12 protein-coding genes are annotated in these 12761 nt (G+C 73.3%); 7 read left to right on the top strand and 5 right to left on the bottom strand.

The window, feature by feature from the left end:
• The 6 genes from AOK09_RS16085 to AOK09_RS16060 form a co-directional block, all read left to right on the top strand.
• The coding region (locus AOK09_RS16085; RefSeq protein WP_175609307.1) for a TerD family protein at nt 1-629 on the top strand (629 nt) is incomplete at its 5' end.
• A 122-nt stretch (nt 630-751) separates the two neighbouring features.
• Nucleotides 752-1318, top strand: coding sequence for a Uma2 family endonuclease (locus tag AOK09_RS16080; protein WP_055587884.1), 567 nt, complete (start codon nt 752-754; stop codon nt 1316-1318).
• A 241-nt stretch (nt 1319-1559) separates the two neighbouring features.
• Entirely contained in the window at nt 1560-2468 is a 909-nt protein-coding gene (locus AOK09_RS16075; RefSeq protein WP_055587883.1) for an ABC transporter ATP-binding protein, read from the top strand.
• Between the two features lie 24 nt (nt 2469-2492).
• Nucleotides 2493-3227, top strand: coding sequence for an ABC transporter permease (locus AOK09_RS16070; RefSeq protein ID WP_055587882.1), 735 nt, complete (start codon nt 2493-2495; stop codon nt 3225-3227).
• Nucleotides 3228-3251: 24 nt separating this feature from the next.
• Nucleotides 3252-4517, top strand: a complete 1266-nt coding sequence (locus AOK09_RS16065; RefSeq protein WP_055587881.1) for a sensor histidine kinase — start codon at nt 3252-3254, stop codon at nt 4515-4517.
• Nucleotides 4514-5152 (top strand): response regulator, encoded by a 639-nt coding sequence (locus tag AOK09_RS16060; protein WP_055587880.1) that lies wholly within the window; start codon nt 4514-4516, stop codon nt 5150-5152. The genes AOK09_RS16065 and AOK09_RS16060 overlap by 4 nt, the downstream gene beginning before the upstream one ends.
• A 64-nt stretch (nt 5153-5216) precedes the next feature.
• Here AOK09_RS16060 and AOK09_RS16055 read toward each other — a convergent pair whose 3' ends face one another.
• The 3 genes from AOK09_RS16055 to pruA form a co-directional block, all read right to left on the bottom strand.
• A complete protein-coding gene (locus tag AOK09_RS16055) occupies nt 5217-5711 on the bottom strand; it encodes a hypothetical protein (protein ID WP_055587879.1) in 495 nt (164 codons plus the stop codon).
• Between the two features lie 214 nt (nt 5712-5925).
• Nucleotides 5926-6855 carry a proline dehydrogenase family protein gene (locus tag AOK09_RS16050; protein WP_055587878.1) on the bottom strand — a complete coding sequence of 310 codons (930 nt, stop codon included), beginning with the start codon at nt 6853-6855 and terminating at the stop codon, nt 5926-5928.
• A gap of 291 nt (nt 6856-7146) precedes the next feature.
• Nucleotides 7147-8772, bottom strand: a complete 1626-nt coding sequence (gene pruA, locus AOK09_RS16045) for an L-glutamate gamma-semialdehyde dehydrogenase (protein WP_055587877.1) — start codon at nt 8770-8772, stop codon at nt 7147-7149.
• Nucleotides 8773-8978: 206 nt separating this feature from the next.
• On the opposite strand from pruA, the gene AOK09_RS16040 reads away from it, so the two are divergent.
• Nucleotides 8979-10589 (top strand): helix-turn-helix domain-containing protein, encoded by a 1611-nt coding sequence (locus tag AOK09_RS16040; RefSeq protein ID WP_055587890.1) that lies wholly within the window; start codon nt 8979-8981, stop codon nt 10587-10589.
• An 87-nt stretch (nt 10590-10676) separates the two neighbouring features.
• On the opposite strand, the gene AOK09_RS16035 is transcribed toward AOK09_RS16040, so the two are convergent.
• Both AOK09_RS16035 and AOK09_RS16030 read right to left on the bottom strand, forming a co-directional pair.
• Nucleotides 10677-11978, bottom strand: coding sequence for an MFS transporter (locus tag AOK09_RS16035; protein WP_055587876.1), 1302 nt, complete (start codon nt 11976-11978; stop codon nt 10677-10679).
• Nucleotides 11975-12613, bottom strand: a complete 639-nt coding sequence (locus AOK09_RS16030) for an ArsR/SmtB family transcription factor (RefSeq protein WP_079063105.1) — start codon at nt 12611-12613, stop codon at nt 11975-11977. The genes AOK09_RS16035 and AOK09_RS16030 overlap by 4 nt, the downstream gene beginning before the upstream one ends.
• Nucleotides 12614-12761 lie beyond the last annotated feature (148 nt).

Below are 12761 nucleotides of genomic sequence, written 5' to 3'. Positions count from 1 at the left end.
CTCCCCCGGCTCCGCCCGCCGCAGCCCCGGCTCCCGAAGCGGCCGCGCCGCCGAAGGTGACCCTGGACAAGGGCCGGGTCAGCCTGACCAAGGGCGGCTCGGTCTCCCTGGTGAAGAACGGCCGGCCGTTCCTGTCCGCCGTCCGCATGGGCCTCGGCTGGGAGCCCGCCCGACGCGGGCGCAACATCGACCTCGACGCCTCCTGCATCGCCTTCGACGCCCAGCGCAAGAAGATCGAGACCGCCTGGTTCATGAAGCTGTCCGTCTTCAACGGCGCCATTCAGCACTCCGGCGACAACCTCACCGGCGCCGGCGCGGGCGACGACGAGCAGATCACCGTCCACCTGGAGGGCCTGCCGCCCGAGGTCACCGGTCTGGTCTTCACGGTCAACTCCTTCTCCGGCCAGAAGTTCACCGACGTCGCCAACGCCTACTGCCGGCTGGTCGACGCCACCACCGGCGAGGAACTCGTCCGCTACGACCTCACCGGTGCCGAGGCCGCCACCGGCGCCCTGATGTGCAAGCTGGTACGGCAGTTCTCCGGGGAGTGGGTGATGACCGCCCTCGGCGACTTCGCCGACGCCAAGACCGCCCGCAAGATGGTCGAACCCGCCGCCGCCGCGCTCTGACCCCCTGCGCGGACCGCCCCGGCGTGCCACGATCGGGTGAGGCCGCTCGGACTTCCCGCCGAGCGGCCGGGCCGGTCTCCTACCTTGATCGCGAGCAGAGAAAGGGGTGCGGGGTGAGCGCCATGGCACATGAGCCGCGGACGCAGGAGGACATCCTCCTGGAGAGCTTCCTGGACCTGCAGACCCCCGAGGGCTTTCGAGCCGAGCTGATCGAGGGGGAGATCGTCGTGACACCGCCGCCGGACGGGGACCATGAGGACTACATCGGCAGGGTGGTCGAGCAGGTCACCCTGGGATCGGCCACACGCATGAGGTTCGCCGGCAACAAGGGGCTACGGCTCTCCCGTGGCGGTCTCTGTCCCCGGGACCACGCGATCCCGGACGCCACCTTCGCCCCGGCGGATCTGGACGTCTTCCGCGGCGCCCCGCCCTGGATGAATCCCGAGGGCGTCGCCATGGTCGTCGAGGTCACCTCCACCCGGCCGGAGCGCGACCGCATCGCCAAGCGCCACTGCTACGCCCGCGCCGGCATCCCCCTCTACCTCCTCATCGACCGCGAGGAGTCCCGGGTCTCCCTCTTCGGCCTGCCGGAGGGCGACGAGTACACCGAGGTGCACCTGGCCCCCTTCGGCAAGCCGATCGACCTCCCCGGGCCGTTCGCGTTCGCGCTGGACACCGCCGACTTCTGACGACGCAGCAACCGCCGTGCTCCCTGCGGCCCACCGCCTTCCGGCAGGGGGTGCGGCGGGGCGAACAGGCCCGCAGACACGAAGCGCCTTGCCTCGCACTCCGTCGGCGGACCCATCCCCCCTCCACCGATCGGTTGATGCCTGCCTCCACCGCAGCGCCGCCCGGACGGGGCCGGTCGGGCGATCCGGCCGGTGCCCGCCGTACGGGACCGTGGGACTCCCCCAGTGAGGAGTCGCGGAGATGGCAGTGGTGCGGGTCGACGCAGTGGGCAAGAGCTACGGCGGTCGCGCCGTGCTGGACGAGGTGTCCTTCGAGGTCGCCGAGGGAGAGATCTTCGGGATCCTCGGCCCCAACGGTGCGGGCAAGACCACCCTGGTGGAGTGCGTCGCCGGGCTGCGCACCCCCGACCGGGGCAGAGTCACCGTGCTGGACCTGAACCCCGGCCGGGAGCGGGACGCCGTCCGGCAGGTCCTGGGGGTGCAGCTGCAGGAGAGCGAGCTGCCCGAGAAACTGACGGTCCGTGAGATCGCGGAGCTCTACGCCTGCTTCTACACCCGGCCCGTCGAGGTGCCGCCGCTGCTGGAGCAGTGGGGCCTGACCGAATGCGCCGACCGGCGCTACGGCAGGCTCTCCGGTGGGCAGCAGCAGCGGCTGGCGCTCGCACTGGCCGTGGTGGGCGACCCCCGGGTGGTGGTGCTGGACGAACTCACCACCGGCCTGGACCCGCACGCCCGGCGGAACGCCTGGGCCATGGTGGAGCGGATCCGCGACGCGGGGACGACCGTGCTGCTGGTCACCCATGTCATGGAGGAGGCGGAGCATCTCTGCGACCGGATCGCGGTGATCGACGCCGGCCGCCTGGTGGCCCTGGACACCCCGGAGGGTCTGACCTCCAAGGCCTCCACCGACCGGCGGCTGCGGTTCCGGCCCTCCGAGCCGCTGGACGACCGGCTGCTGCTGGACCTGCCCGAGGTGGACCAGGTGGTGCACCACGGGACGCAGCTGGAGGTCACCGGCACCGGGAACCTGGTGCACGCCGTCACCGCCCTGCTGGCCCGCCACCAGGTGATCGCCCATGGCCTGCGGGTGGAGCAGGCCACCCTGGACGACGCCTTCGTGGCCCTGACCGGCCGCCCCCTCGACCGCTGACCCGCACCCACCTCCGGAGCGACCATGAACAGCACAGCACTGCGCCGTCTCACCGCCGTCCAGTTCCGGCTCCAGCTGCGCGAGCCGGCGGTGATCCTCTTCGGTACGGCCCTGCCGATCGCCCTGGTGACGCTCTTCGGCCTGCTGCCCTCCTTCCGCGAGCACCAGAAGGACCTCGGCGGCCTGCGCCTGATCGACGTCTACGTTCCCACCCTGGCCGTCCTCGCACCGGCGATCCTGGCGCTGACCGCGCTGCCGGTCTCGCTCGCCACCTTCCGGGAGAAGGGCGTGCTGCGGCGGCTGTCGGCGAGCCCGGTGCCGGTCGCCGGGCTGCTGGGTGCCCAACTGGCCGTCATCTGCGTGTCGGTGGCGGTCACCAGCGGCGGCGTGGTCGCGATCGGCGGCCTGGCCTTCGGCGCCAGGGCCCCGGAGCACCCGGTGGCCGCGGTGGCGGCGCTGGTGCTGGGCTCCGCGGCGCTGCTGGGAGTGGGACTGGTGGTCGCGGCGGTGGCCCCCTCCGCGGGCGCCGCCTCGGCGGCGGGCGTGCCGCTGATGATCCTGAACTTCTTCTTCGCCGGTCTCTATGTGCCGATGCAGTCGCTGCCGCACACCCTGGTGCGGATCGGGGAGTTCGTACCGCTCGGCGCGATGACGGCCACCGCCTCCGGCCGGGGCCCGGCGGTGGAGCATCTGGCGGTGCTCGCCTGCTGGGCGCTGGCGGCGGGTGCGGCGGCCGTGCGATTCTTCCGGTGGGAGTGATCAGCGAGGGCATCGGGGGGCCTGATGGACACCGCCACCGCGAACGGTCATGAACGCCGCGTCGCGCTGCTGCTGGACACCGTGCCGTACTTCGGACTTGTGGTCTCCGTGGTGCTGACCGCCCTCTTCGACAGCCCCGGCCCGCCGGCCACCGTGCAGACGGCGCTGATCGCCGGGGCCGCGGGCGGCTGGATCCTGTGGCTGGTCACCCTGCACCCCGGGTGGCGGGAGCGGCCCGGGGTGATGGCGCTGTACTACACGGGGCTGATCGTCGTCGTGGGTGTGCTGGTGGCACGCAGTCCGCTGTTCGGGTTCTTCGGTTTCACCGGCTATCTGCACGCCGATCTGCTGCCGGGCCGCTGGAAGGTCGCCGGTGTCGCGGCCACCGTGCCGCTCATGGCCTCCACCCAGGTCGGCGGCTTCCGGGCGATCACCAGTGGCGCGATGGTGACGCTGTACGCGGTGTTCATCCTGGTCAACCTGGTGATCGGCGGCAGCGTGATGTACGCGGGCCTGCTGTCCGAGCGGCGCAGTACGCAGCGCGGCCACATGGTCGAGGAGCTCGCCGAGGCCAACCGCCGCCTGGAGGCCACCCTGGAGGAGAACGCCGGGTTGCACGCCCAACTGGTGGTCCAGGCACGGGAGGCGGGGGTGCTGGACGAGCGGCGGCGGATGGCGGGCGAGATCCACGACACCCTGGCGCAGGGGCTGATCGGCATCCTCACCCAACTGGAGGCCGCCGACCGCAGCACCGGCCGGCCGGAGCAGCACCGCCGCCATCTGGAGCTGGCCCGCCGGCTGGCCCGTGACAGCCTGGCCGAGGCCCGGCGCTCGGTGCAGGCACTGCGTCCCGGTCCGCTGGCCGCCGCGCCGCATCTGCCGCAGGCGGTCCGGGACCTGGCGCACGGCTGGGCGGAGACCTCGGGGGTGGCGGTCCGGGTGGAGGTCACCGGGGAGCCGGTGCCGCTGCCCGCCGGGCTGGAGGTGGCACTCTTCCGGGCGGCGCAGGAGGCGCTCGCCAATGTGGCCAAGCACGCCCGGGCGTCCCGGGCCGGGGTGACGCTCTCGTACACCCCCGATGTGGTGGTGCTGGACGTCCGCGACGACGGGACCGGCTTCGCCGCCGCGGACGCCGGGCAGCCCCGGCCGTCCGGCGCGGACGGCGGCTACGGGATGACCGCCATGCGCCGGCGCCTGCGCCAGGCGGGCGGCACCCTGGAGGTCGAGTCCATGCCCGGGGAGGGCACCGCGGTCAGCGCGCGTGTGCCGGTGCTGGAGGTCGTGGCGTGACCCGGCCGGAGCCGCCGATCCGGCTGCTGATCGTCGACGACCACCCCATCGTCCGGGACGGCCTGCGGGGCATCTTCAGCGGCGACCCGGACGTCGAGGTGGTCGGCGAGGCGGCCGACGGCGCCGAGGGGGTGGCCCGCGCCTCGGACGGTGCCGTGGATGTGGTGCTGATGGACCTGCGGATGCCGGGGATGGGCGGGGTGGAGGCGATCCGGCTGCTCCGGGACCGGGCTCCTCGGGTGCGGGTGCTGGTGCTGACCACCTATGACACCGACGCCGATGTGCTGCCCGCGGTGGAGGCGGGCGCCACCGGCTATCTGCTGAAGGACGCGCCCCGGGAGGAGCTGATCCGCGCGGTGCGGGCCGCGCACCGGGGGCAGACGGTGCTGGCGCCGTCCGCGGCCGAGAAGGTGCTGGGGCGGATGCGGGCCCCGGCCGCGGGTTCGCTGACCGACCGGGAGCTGGAGGTGCTGCGGCTGGTCGCGGACGGCACCACCAACCGGGAGGCGGCCCGGCAGCTGTTCATCAGCGAGGCCACCGTCAAGACCCATCTGCTGCACCTGTACGACAAGTTGGGGGTCCGGGACCGGGCGGCGGCGGTGAGCGAGGGCTACAAGCGGGGGCTGCTCGGCTGAGCGGCCGGGCGCACGGGGCCCGGGGGCGATTCGACCCCGGGGCTGCGGTGCGCGGGCTGCCGGGTCAGGGCTGGCCGACGTAGTCGACGACCACCGTGGAGGAGCGGGCGTCGGCGCTGGTGGGCTGGGGGGTGAACACCACCTTGCCGGAGCCGTAGCAGGGCAGCACCAGGGAGGTGGGGATCTCGGCCTTCACCGCGTAGGCACGCAGCACCACCGGGAGGCTGACGGAGACCGCCTCGCCGAAGGAGACGTTCACCTGGGTGCCGGCCGAGCCGGTGTAGCCGACGTCCGCGGTGGTGGAGAGGGACGCGGGCAGCACGTCCACGGACTGCCCGGCCAGCGGGTGTCCGGTCGCACCGGGGACGATCGGGCCGAAGCAGCCCATCTGGACGGTGGCGCCCTTGGAGGTCCCGTTGACCTCGCCGACGAAGGTCTGCCTGGGGCCGATCGGGGCCGGATCGATCACCGCGGCGGCGGCCGGCGGCGCGAGCGCCGTTCCGGCGAGCACCGCCAGTACGCCGAGGGCGGCGGGGGTACGGAATCCACTGCTGCGCATGTCTGCCTCCGGGGTGGCGAAGGGGTCCCGCGCGGGTGCACGGGGTGGGATGACCTGTGCAGAACAAGTGCATGCTAGCGAGAATCCCCCGCCGTGCGCCCTCGCGCGCAGAACCGCGGACCGGCGGTAACCGGCCATTCCCCGCCCATGCCGAACGGCCCCCCGCCGCGGTGGAACCAAGGATGCGGCGAAGGGCCGTGGAGACCGGCGGCGGTCAGCCGCGGGTGGCCATGGCGCGCAGGAAGAACGTCAGGTTGGCCGGGCGCTCCGCCAGCCGCCGCATGAAGTACCCGTACCACTCCTGGCCGTACGGCAGGTAGACCCGCATGGTCGCGCCCTCGCGCGCCAGCCGCAGCTGCTCCTCCGGGCGGATCCCGTAGAGCATCTGGTACTCGAAGGAGTCGGCCTTGCGCCCGTGCCACTCGGCCAGCTGCCCGGCGATCTTCACCATCCGCGGGTCGTGGGAGGCGACCATGGGGTAGCCCTCCCCCGCCATCAGCGTCTTGAGGCAGCGGACGTAGTTGCGGTCCACCTCCGCCTTCTTCTGCAGCGCCACCGAGGCCGGCTCCTGGTAGGCGCCCTTGCACAGCCGCACCCGGGAGCCGGCGCCGGAGAAGTCCCGGCAGTCGGCCTCGGTGCGCCGCAGGTAGGCCTGGAGCACCACACCGACCCAGGGGAAGTCGGCGCGCAGCTCACGGGCGATGCCCAGGGTGGAATCGGTGGTGGTGTGGTCCTCCATGTCCAGGGTGACCGTGGTACCGGCGTCCGCCGCCGCCTCGCAGATCCGGCGGGCGTTCTCCAGGGCCACCTTCTCGCCGTCCTGCGGCAGGAACTGGCCGACCGCGGAGAGCTTCACCGAGACCTCGGCGTGCTCCGCCAGACCGGTGTCCTTCAGCGCCGCCAGCAGCTTCTCGTACGCGGCGGCGGTGCCCGCCGCCTGGGCCGCGTCGCGGGTGTCCTCGCCCAGGTGGTCCAGGGTGACCCGGCGGCCGGTGGCGGCCAGCTCGTCGGTGGCGGCGAGGGCGGCGTCCAGCGGCTCACCGGCGACGAAGCGGTCCACGATGGCGCGGGTCGGCGGCAACTTCTCCACGACGGTGCGGACCTGCGCGGAGCGGGATGCGGCGAGGATCGCGGAACGGAGCACGGCAACTCCAGAGTTCACGGGCCGCGCCGGAGGGCCGGGGGCGGCGATGGGGAGTGGCAGGAGATGGGCGGGCACGCCGCAAGGGGGGGTGCGGCGCGCCCGCCGGACGCGTTCCAGGGCCTGGCGCGGGGGGATGCGCCGGCCGCGCTGGAGTGCGCCCGGTGCCGCGCGGGGGGATGCGCGACACGTTCGGGGTCGGACCGGGGCGACGGCCCGACGGGGTGACCCGTACGGCGTCTGCCCGCACCCGCCGGACCCAAACCCAGGACCGGCGGGTAGCCTCACGGACCGTCAGCCCATGTGCGGGTAGCGGTAGTCCGTCGGCGGGACGAACGTCTCCTTGATGGACCGTGTCGAGGTCCAGCGCAGCAGGTTCTGGGCGGCGCCGGCCTTGTCGTTGGTGCCGGAGGCCCGGCCCCCGCCGAAGGGCTGCTGCCCGACGACCGCACCGGTGGGCTTGTCGTTGATGTAGAAGTTGCCGGCGGCGAACCGCAGCGTCTCCATGGCGTGCGCGATCGCCGCGCGGTCCTGGGCGATGACGGCGCCGGTCAGCGCGTACGAGGCGACCGACTCCAGCTGCTCCAGCACCTCCTGGTAGCGCTCGTCCTCGTAGACGTGCACCGCGAGGACCGGGCCGAAGTACTCCTCACGGAAGTACTCGGCGTCCGGGTCGGAGCAGAGCAGCACGGTCGGCCGGACGAAGTAGCCCACCGAGTCGTCGTAGCCTCCGCCGGCGAAGACCTCGACCGACGGGTCTGCCTTGGCCCGGTCGATGGCGGCCTTGTTCTTGGCGAAGGCGCGGGCGTCGATCACCGCGCCCATGAAGTTGCCGAGGTCGGTGACGTCGCCCATGGTGAGGCCCTCGACCTCGTCGCGGAACTCGTCCTTGATCCGCTCCCAGACGGAGGCGGGGACATAGGCGCGGGAGGCGGCGGAGCACTTCTGGCCCTGGAACTCGAAGGCGCCACGGGTCATCGCGGTCCTGAGCACCGCCGGGTCGGCCGAGGGGTGGGCGACGATGAAGTCCTTGCCGCCGGTCTCGCCGACCAGCCGCGGGTAGCTGCGGTAGCGGGCGATGTTCTCGCCCACGGTGCGCCACAGGTGCTGGAAGGTCGGCGTGGAGCCGGTGAAGTGGATACCGGCCAGCTCCGGGTGGGCGAGGGCGACCTCGGAGACGGCCAGGCCGTCACCGGTCACCATGTTGATCACACCCTTGGGCAGTCCGGCCTCCTCCAGCAGCTGCATCAGCAGGTGCGCGGCGAGCTGCTGGGTGGGGGACGGCTTCCACACCACCACATTGCCCATCAGCGCCGGGGCGGTGGGCAGGTTGCCGGCGATGGCGGTGAAGTTGAACGGGGTGATCGCATAGACGAAGCCCTCGAGCGGGCGGTGGTCGCTGCGGTTCCACACACCGGCCGAGGAGGCCGGCTGCTCCGCCATGATCTGCCGGGCGAAGTGGACGTTGAACCGCCAGAAGTCGACCAGCTCGCACGACGAGTCGATCTCGGCCTGCTGGGCGGTCTTGGACTGACCCAGCATGGTGGCGGCGGCGACGGTCTCCCGCCAGGGGCCGGACAGCAGGTCGGCGGCCTTGAGGAAGACCGCGGCGCGGTCGTCGAAGGAGAGCGCCCGCCAGGCGGGGGCGGCAGCGAGGGCCGCGTCGACCGCCGCCTGGGCGTCGTCGCGGGTGGCGTTGCGCATGGTGCCGAGCTTCGCCGCGTGGTTGTGCGGCTGGACCACGTCGATCGGCTCGCCACCGCCGAGGCGGCGCTCACCCCCGATGGTCATGGTCAGCTCGGTGGGCTCCGCCGCGAGCCGCTTCAGCTCCGCCTCCAGACGGGCCCGCTCAGGGCTGCCGGGGGCGTAGCTGTGGACCGGCTCGTTCACCGGCGCGGGGACCTGGGTCACAGCATCCATGCGCGCGCTCTCCTTTGAATCGCCTCTGGCCGCGGGTCTCGCGTCACTGCCCACGGTAGGAGCTGCTATCCCTCCCACCGTTGTCGTCGCGGCTAACATCGGGGGCCGGGGCTTGTCCGCCCGTACGAAAGCGGGGTGAGCGAGCGGTGGCCGAGCAGAAGCCGGCGTCCACGGCCGAGGAGGGCATCAGCCTGCGCCAGCTGCTGATGTCGCTGGGCGAACCGCTGGTGGAGCTGCAGGCCGCCCCGGCGGGGCTCGACGTCGAGGTACGTGACGTGGCCATCCTCGACCCCGAGGACCCGGCTCAGGCCCTCCCCGGCGAGCTGGTGCTGGCCATCGGGGCCCGCGGCCGCGCGGCGCTGCCCGCGCTGCGGGCGGCCGGTGCCGCCGGGGCGGCGGCCGTCGCGGTGAAGCTGGACGCCCCCGGGCAGGCCGCGATGCTCAGCGAGGCCGCGGCGGAGGCCGGGGTGGCGCTGCTGTCGGTGCGCCGGGAGGCCCGCTGGGAGCACCTGGACGCACTGGCCCGCGCCGTCCTCGGCAGCGGCCGCCCGGAGGCCGGCGCGGGCGGCGCGGAGGGCAGCGGGGACCTGTTCTCGCTGGCCCAGACCACGGCCGTACTGACCGGCGGCATCGTCTCCATCGAGGACACCTCCAGCCGGGTGCTGGCCTACTCGCGTTCCTCCGACGAGGTGGACGACCTGCGCAGGCTCTCCATCCTGGGCTGGCAGGGCCCCGAGCCCTACCTCTCCAAGCTCCGGGAGTGGGGCGTCTTCCAGCATCTGCGCACCTCGGACGCGGTCATCGCCATCGACGACCACCCGGAGCTGGGCATCCGCCGCCGCCTGGCGATCGGCATCCGGGCCGGTACGCAGCCGCTGGGCACCATCTGGGTGCAGGAGGGGTCACGCCCGCTGGAGCCCCGCTCGGAACAGGCACTGCTGGGCGCGGCCCGGGTGGCCGCGCTGCACCTGGTACGGCGGCGCCGCGAGGTCTCCGCCGACCTGCGGCTCACCCAGTCGCTGCTGGCAGGGCTGCTGGACGGCTCCACGGGCCCGCAGTCGCTGGCCACCCATCTGGGGCTGGACGCCCGCCGCCCCGCCCTGGTGATCGGCTTCGCCCTGCGCCCCGCCACCCGGGACGCCGGTTCCGAGGCGTCGGGCGTGGAGTTCACCCGCAGCGAGCTGACCGCGCTGATCTCGGTGCACGCCGCGGCGAGGCATCACAGCGCCCTGCTCTCCCCGGCCGAGTCGCGGGTGTACGTCCTGCTGCCGGAGCTGCCGGCCGGGCTGTCGCCGGCCACCGTGCGCGGCTGGGTCATGGAGATCACCGAGGCCGCCGGGCGTCACCTGGGCGTACGCCTCCAGGCGGCGGTGGGACCGGTCGTCCCCCGGCTCGCGGAGGTACCCGACTCCCGGCGGCAGGCCGACCGGGTGCTCGCGGCGATGGACCGCGGTAGGGTGCTCGCCGAGGTCGCCTCGCTGGACGAGGTGGCGGCCGAGGTCCTCCTCGGCGAGGTCCTCGCGCTGCTCGCCGACCGGCCCGCGCTGCGCGATCCCGCGCTCACCGCCCTCACCGACCGGGACGCCCGGCACGGCACCCGGCTCGCCGAGTCGGTCCTGGCATACCTGGACGCCTTCGGCGACGTCCGCTCGGCGGCGGAGCGGCTCCACATCCACCCCAACACGCTGCGCTACCGGGTCCGCCGCGCCGAGGAGCTCACCGGCCTGGACCTCGCCCATCCCGAGCAGCGGCTGCTGGCGATGCTTCAGCTGCGGCTGGCGGGGGCGCCGCCCGGGCCGGCGGCCGGACACCGCTGACCTCTTGGCGCCGCCGGTCGAGATCCCCGGCCGGCGGCGGGAGGACCGTCCGGCTGTGGGTGTGTCCGCATGATGGCTGCCGGTACGTCAGACCAGCTCGACTGCCGCGGGCTGCGGCGCGGTGGTCCGTGTCTCCTCCGGAGGGCCGGACGGCAGGTCCCGGCAGCGGCGGATCGGCGAGAAGTACAGGATCAGGGCGGCCAGCGGCACTCCCGCCGTGGTGATCCACATCGCCGGCCGGATGCCGAGGGTGGTGCCGAGCACTCCGGCGAGGACGGCGCCGAGCGGGATGGTGCCGTAGTTGAGGAAGGCGCTGCTGGCAGCGAGCCGGCCGAGCAGGGCGGGCGGGCAGTAGCTCTGCTGGAAGCTGGACTTGATGACGTTTCCGGCGACCACCCCGCCGGAGACCGCGAGACCGCCGACCACATAGCAGGCCAGTCCGGCGCCACCGGTGGTGAGCGGGATGAGCAGGGCGAGCACGGGGACGCCCAGCTCGAAGCCCAGCAGCGCCCGGGCGGTGCCCGCCCTGGCGGCGACCCGGCGGGCGACCAGGGCGCCCACCACCCCGCCGATGCTGCTCGCGGCGATCAGGCCGCCGACTGCTCCGGAGGCCAGTCCGACCTCCCTGACCAGGAACACCACCTGGATCGACTGATAGCCGGTCAGCCAGAGGTTGGAGACCGCGCCGAAGAGCGTCATGGTACGGATCCACGGGTCACCCGCCACCAGCCGCAGTCCGTCGCCGACCTCCTTCACCAGCGCCTTCCGGGGGCGCTCCGCCGCGGGGAGGCGCGGCTCACGGTGACGGATCCTCAGCAGGCAGAGCGCCGACACCAGAAAGGTGGCCGCATCGCCGAACAGGGCGTTGACCGCCCCCAGGGCCTGCGCGAGCAGACCGCCCGCGCCCAGACCGGCGATCTGCGCGGCGGAGGCGCTGCCGTGCAGCTTGGCGTTGCCCTCGGGCCGGTCCTCGGGGGCGAGCAGGCCCGGGAGGTAGGCGCTGTAGGCGGTCTGGAAGAACACCGCGGCCGTACCGGCCAGCAGGGAGGCGGCGATCAGCCCGGCGATGCTCAGCGCGCCGCACCAGGCGGCGACCGGGACGGCGGCGAAGACCAGCAGGGAGACCGCGTCGGCGACCAGCATGACCGGCCGGCGGCGCATCCGGTCCACCCAGGCTCCGGCAGGGAGTCCGATCAGCAGCCAGGGCAGCCAGGCGGCGGCGCTCAGCAGGCTGACCTCCAGGGTGCCCGCGTGCAGGGTGGAGACGGCGACCAGCGGCATGGCCACACCGGTGACGGCGCTGCCGAACTTGCCCGTGGTCTCCCCGGACCAGAGCAGGCGGAAGTCCCGGTGGCGGCGCAGCAGTCCGCCGCGCAGTCCGCGGCTCATGCGCCACCCCGCGGGTGGCGGGGGAACGACTGGAGCTGCACGATGACGGGGAGCGCGTCGGGCCCGGGCTCGGTGCCCGGCGCCGGGGTGTGCCGCGCGACGACCTCGCGCAGCTCCGCGTTGAGGGCGCCGAGCTGTGCGGGCGTCAGCCGCAGGTCGCTCCAGTCCGAGAGGGTTCCGACGTTGCGCCACTCCTCCGGCCAGTCGTCGTTGAGGTAGTCGGTCACACGGTTGTAGTACTGCTGCACCAGTTCGTGCATGTAGACGGAGAGTGCGCCCCGGGCCTGCGGGGAGTCCCTGAAGTCGCCGGTGTTGAGTACCCGGGTGCTCTGCACCACGCGCCACCAGCGCTCACGCCTGGTGCCGCGGCCGGTCTCCTCCTCGATGTAGCCGTGCTCGGCGAGGTGACGCAGATGCCAGCTGACGGTGCCGGTCTTCTCGCCGAGGCGCTCGGAGAGCCCGGTTGCGGTGGCGGGTCCGTCGAGGTTCAGCAGTTCGAGGATCTGCATGCGCAGCGGGTGTGCCAAGCCGCGCAGGCTGCGGGCGTCGATCCGGCGGACCGGCTTGTCGCCTGGGGCGAAAACGGGTCCGGTTGCGGGTTCCGGGGCGGATGCGGGTGCTGGGGTGTCGGCCATGGACACACTCTAGGATGCAGAGAACTCTCTGCATAGGTGTCTCGGCAGAGAAGTCTCTGCAATACGGCCGAGAAGCGGGCGGCGGACGCCGCCTTTCGGAATCCGCCGCCCATAACGCCTTTGACGTGTCATCAGTTATCGGGGGCAC

Source organism: Peterkaempfera griseoplana (assembly GCF_001418575.1).
In the GTDB taxonomy this organism is placed as follows: domain Bacteria; phylum Actinomycetota; class Actinomycetes; order Streptomycetales; family Streptomycetaceae; genus Peterkaempfera; species Peterkaempfera griseoplana.
The sequence above is the reverse complement of the archived record's forward strand: the minus strand, read 5'-3'. Positions and strand labels throughout refer to the sequence as shown.

What these genes read in the sequence shown, in the direction of transcription:
- AOK09_RS16035 (WP_055587876.1), bottom strand. Translation starts at nt 11,978, where the DNA reads ATGAGCCGCGGACTGCGCGGCGGACTGCTGCGCCGCCACCGGGACTTC.
- AOK09_RS16080 (WP_055587884.1), top strand. Translation starts at nt 752, where the DNA reads ATGGCACATGAGCCGCGGACGCAGGAGGACATCCTCCTGGAGAGCTTC.
- AOK09_RS16055 (WP_055587879.1), bottom strand. Translation starts at nt 5,711, where the DNA reads ATGCGCAGCAGTGGATTCCGTACCCCCGCCGCCCTCGGCGTACTGGCG.
- pruA (WP_055587877.1), bottom strand. Translation starts at nt 8,772, where the DNA reads ATGGATGCTGTGACCCAGGTCCCCGCGCCGGTGAACGAGCCGGTCCAC.
- AOK09_RS16040 (WP_055587890.1), top strand. Translation starts at nt 8,979, where the DNA reads ATGTCGCTGGGCGAACCGCTGGTGGAGCTGCAGGCCGCCCCGGCGGGG.
- AOK09_RS16075 (WP_055587883.1), top strand. Translation starts at nt 1,560, where the DNA reads ATGGCAGTGGTGCGGGTCGACGCAGTGGGCAAGAGCTACGGCGGTCGC.
- AOK09_RS16065 (WP_055587881.1), top strand. Translation starts at nt 3,252, where the DNA reads ATGGACACCGCCACCGCGAACGGTCATGAACGCCGCGTCGCGCTGCTG.
- AOK09_RS16030 (WP_079063105.1), bottom strand. Translation starts at nt 12,613, where the DNA reads ATGGCCGACACCCCAGCACCCGCATCCGCCCCGGAACCCGCAACCGGA.
- AOK09_RS16070 (WP_055587882.1), top strand. Translation starts at nt 2,493, where the DNA reads ATGAACAGCACAGCACTGCGCCGTCTCACCGCCGTCCAGTTCCGGCTC.